At 34.3% G+C, this 4,461-nt stretch carries 2 protein-coding genes and 2 pseudogenes; 2 read left to right on the top strand and 2 right to left on the bottom strand.

Features of this window, described 5'->3' with window-relative positions:
• Positions 1-1,356: 1,356 nt before the first annotated feature.
• A pseudogene (gene cobA, locus F6K22_RS33245) lies at positions 1,357-2,076 on the top strand (uroporphyrinogen-III C-methyltransferase); the annotation flags it as partial.
• Positions 2,077-2,336: 260 nt separating this feature from the next.
• Positions 2,337-3,158: pseudogene (locus F6K22_RS33240) on the top strand (uroporphyrinogen-III synthase); the annotation flags it as partial.
• 78 nt (positions 3,159-3,236) lie between these two features.
• Here the strand turns inward: F6K22_RS33240 and F6K22_RS33235 are convergent.
• Positions 3,237-3,908, bottom strand: coding sequence for an IS200/IS605 family accessory protein TnpB-related protein (locus F6K22_RS33235; RefSeq protein WP_293108186.1), 672 nt, complete (start codon positions 3,906-3,908; stop codon positions 3,237-3,239).
• On the bottom strand, positions 3,871-4,461 hold a 591-nt coding region (locus F6K22_RS33230), incomplete at its 5' end, for a nuclease/transposase family protein (RefSeq protein ID WP_483244183.1). The genes F6K22_RS33235 and F6K22_RS33230, both read right to left, overlap by 38 nt.

The raw sequence follows: 4,461 nt of genomic DNA, 5'->3' as shown, positions 1-4,461 counted from the left end.
TCTTCATTTGGTTTTCAGGATTGTAATGCAATATTTGGAAATCATTTTTATTTTCAATAAATTTGCAATTTTGAGTATGAAGATGTTCAACATATTGATTTTTAAACAACTGTTAATACCTCTTTATAAAAACAAGATTTTCCTCATTGGTGCTATTCAGAAAATCGAAATTTTTGTTCCAACGGCTAATCTTTCATTTTATTAATAGCAATATTTGAAAAATTGCTACAGTCAAGGAATTCTGAACAGGGAAAAAGGAAAGATAAATTTATCGAAACGGTGACCTCGCGTCGGCGTTAGACCCTCTGTCAAAGGCTAAAAGTAACTGGTAGAGCACTCACAAAAAAGAGGAAAAAATTCAAAAATTTACAATATTGGCGAGGGATAAAATTTTATACTATAGGCAAAAAATACAGATAATAAGATATAACTCTTTGGCGTGAATTTTGTATGATATGATGTCCGGATAATTAGTGATAAAAAAAGTTTCTCCTTTTCCTCCTCTTTCTTCTTGCTTTTTTCTTCCCTCCTAACTCCTGACTCCTGACTCCTCGGTCGTTTATTTATAAGTATTCAACCAGACATTATATAACACCTATGTAGTAAGAAGCTATAGCAATTCCCAAAGTTATGAGGTACAGTTGTTTTTATTCTTTTCTATTCCCTGTTCCCAGTTAAGTGTTCCCTCAAACCTAAAATTTTGTACCTTACCAGTATGGGAATTGCTATAAATTTTATAGACAGTTTTACCGTGGTTTCACATTCAAATAATACTGAATTGACATAATTTTTCTGTCAAAATATTTGAGAGCAAAAAATCTGCATCAATACCTTCAACAATTAACAAGTAAAAATTAATAATCAATAATTACCTATCCTTGAAAAGAATAGGATTGACGAAAAGGAAAATTTTTATTGTTTCTTCTTAAATGCAGAGGCTTTAAACCTTAATTATTCGGTAAAAATATTTTGATATAGCAGTCGCAATTATTGTATTTATTTGACTGATAAAAAAGCTAGAAACTAGGGAATATCAACAATCAAACTTCCTCCTACTTCAGCCCTTCTCTTTTGTTTTGCTATACAAACTTAAAATTTAAGAGGTAACTGTTATATATACCATGTAATATAGTTGATTAAACTTTCCGATAGAACTAAAACCTAAATATATTTATTTATAATCCGGCTAATTAGTTATGCTGTGATTAAAGACTAAGGAGTCAGGAATTAGGAGTTAGGAGTTAAGAATAATTTTCAGGCGGGAATTTGCAGGGATACTCTTTAAAAAGTCTATATTTAATGGAGAAGCGCGAGTACAATAACTGTATAACCGGATTTTATATTACTAATATCAACATGACTAAATCACTAGGAAAAGTATATATCGTTGGAGCTGGACCCGGAAGTAAAGAATATTTGAGTGTCAAAGCATATTCTCTAATTACTCAAGGGGAAGTCTTAATTTATGATGCCTTAGTTGATGACTCTATTTTAGAATTAGCACCAGAAAATTGTTTAAAAATAGAGATGGGTAAACGTGGCGGTAAAGTTAGTACATCTCAGTCAGAAATTAATAGCTTGTTAGTAGAAAAATGTCGTTTAGGCAAACAAGTAATTAGACTAAAGGGAGGAGACCCTTTTATTTTTGGTCGTGCTGCTCCAGAAATTCAAGCATTAATTGAAGCTGGTTGTGAATTTGAAGTTGTACCAGGAATTTCTTCTGCATTAGCTGCACCTTTATTGGCAAATATTCCTCTGACAGATGCAGTAATGAGTAGAGCTTTTGTAGTCTTAACTGCTCACGATATAGAAGCGTTAGATTGGGAAAAAATATCTCAGATTGAAACTTTAGTAATTTTAATGGGGGGAAAAAATTTAGGTGAAATTGTACATCAGTTATTAAGACATGAAAGAATACCTGAAACTCCTGTAGCAATTATCCAAAATTGTGCGACTCCTAAACAACACATTTGGATTGGTAATTTGAGCGATATTGCTAAACAAACTTATGCTGAATATTTGTCTCCTTGTGTGATAATAGTGGGGGAAGTAGTTAGATTAAGAGATTATTTACAGAAAAATTAAGGTATAAAACCTCTCCATTCATGGAGAAAAAGTGGTAGTTTAGCTAGCGCACAACTTCGCACTTCGGCTGTCACCGACTTGAATTGCGGAGCTTGGAGTAGGATGGGATGGGGAGGAAACCTTGCCATATCCAATCGACCAAGAGAAGAAAAAAATTCCTTTTAACTTAACTCAATCCTTCTATTACAGAAGAGGTAATTATTAATTGTTAATTGTTAATTATTAATTATTGAAAGTATCCAAATAATATGATTAGAGAAAAGTCTGAAGCAAAAACAGAAATAGCACCTTTAGCAAATAAAACTATTTTAGTAACTCGTTCAGCAGGTCAGTCGAGTAAGTTTACCGAACTTCTAAAAAAAGAAGGAGCAAAAGTAATTGAAATGCCAGCTTTAGTAATTACTCCACCTTCAAGTTGGCATGATTTAGACGCAGCTATTACTAATATAGATAGTTTTGATTGGTTAATTCTGACTTCTACAAATGGAGTAGATTATTTTTTTGAAAGATTGACAGAGAAAGGTAAAGATAGTCGTGCTTTAGCTGGGGTAAAAATAGCAGTAGTTGGTAAAAAGACGGCAGAAAGTTTGAAGACTTGTGGTTTGACTCCAGATTTTATTCCACCTAATTTTGTTGCTGATTCTTTAGTGGCAAATTTTCCTGAAAAATTGAGTGGAAAAAAGGTTTTATTTCCCAGAGTAGAAACTGGTGGTCGGGAAGTCTTAGTCAAGGAATTAAATAGTCAAGGTGCAGAAGTAATAGAAGTAGCTGCTTATGAGTCTACTTGCCCAGAAAATATTGTACCCGAAGCTTTCTTAGCACTACAGAATTTACAGATAGATATTATTACTTTTGCTAGCTCTAAAACTGTCAGAAATTTTTGTTATTTAATTTCAGAAAATAAGGATAAGTTACCCGAAAATTGCTTAGAAAATATTTGTATTGCTTCTATCGGACCTCAAACTTCTCAAAGTTGTCACAGTTTATTAGGTAGAGTTGACGTGGAAGCGAAAGAATTTACTTTAGATGGTTTGACTAAAGCTATTATTAAGTGGGTGGGAGCGAGAAAGTAAAAGCTTGTCCTAAAGAATGTTAGGATCTACTTTGTTGACTTCTCCCCGCTTTAAAAAGACGGGGATTCTCAAAGGATACTACGCAGCAGGTTGAAACCGTGCTGCTTCGCAATCTTTTCGATATTGTTTTGAAAGAGAATCCCAAAAATATCGTTTTGGCAGAGTCAAAACTGCCCTACACGCCTTGGTTAAATCGAAATTCAACTGTGCGCTTACCTTTCTGATTATATTAGCTGAACCATTACAGTCAGCATTAATTAAACTGCCATTAGAAGAGCAATATAAACCTCTTTTAACCCGCTTTCCTGATGCTTTCCACCGCTCGGGTTTTTCACCATATTTTGGTAGAAAATCATCGTCTAGAAAACTAGCTTGACTGGTATAGCTCTCTTCTGTCTCGATAAAGTTAATCCCATATTGTTGAGATAATTGAGAAACTCTTTCTTTCAATTTAGCTGTAGGAATTTGCACAAATTCCTGATTATTCTTGTGGCCAATATTAATCCCATCTTTGTTGAATGGATTCCAACCAAAAACAATATTTGCAATGTTATTAGCAAGACACCAATTAATAATAAATCTTGTGGCTTTATTAATGTTGTCTCTCATTTGGTTGCGAGGGACGAAGCAATCACGTTTTTCGGTTATCTTTGCAAGTTCTTCATCCCAGTATCCTTGAGGTTTTTCCGTCTTAATCTTGGCGACTTGTTTGTTATACCACTGCCATACGAGATTTGACCTTTTTCCCATCAATTATGAAGGATTTTCCTGTGTTGGATACTCCAGTTATCCAATTATTTAATCCGGGGTCTATACCAAGAACATTACTGTTAGCTTTAACAGGTTCAATTTCGGGCTGTTTGTAGACAAATTCAATATAAAAACATCCATTTCGAGGAAAAATGCGATATTCTTTAATTGAGCTAAAGTCTAGATTTGAGGGCATAGGTAAGAGAAAATGGTCAATTCCGAACCATGCTTTGAGCTGATTTCCTAGAGAGAATTTCAAGTCATTTCCAATCAATTTAACCCATCGAGCTGGATAACTTACAACTGCCATTCCGCCCTTTTTTCTATAACTGGGTGGCTTAGGGCGAAAATGTAATTTTTCCTCCTTGTACAGCTTCAATAATTTTCCATAAGAATTAAACGACTCAATCACACTATGTAATGTCTGTTGAGCGCAAGCTGACCGCATTGCTTTGAAGTGGATATTACTTTTTAGTTGCCGATCGAGTGCCGCTTTAGTCAGAAAAACTCCGTTTTTAGATCGAGCGAGAGCGCAGCGCGGAGCTGGTGATGA

Origin of the sequence: Okeania sp. SIO2F4 (genome assembly GCF_010672385.1) — a bacterium.
In the GTDB taxonomy this organism is placed as follows: Bacteria; Cyanobacteriota; Cyanobacteriia; order Cyanobacteriales; family Microcoleaceae; genus Trichodesmium.
The sequence above is the reverse complement of the archived record's forward strand: the minus strand, read 5'-3'. Positions and strand labels throughout refer to the sequence as shown.

Excerpts from the sequence above, each read along its gene's own strand:
- F6K22_RS33235 (WP_293108186.1), bottom strand. The coding sequence starts at position 3,908 with ATGGGAAAAAGGTCAAATCTCGTATGGCAGTGGTATAACAAACAAGTC.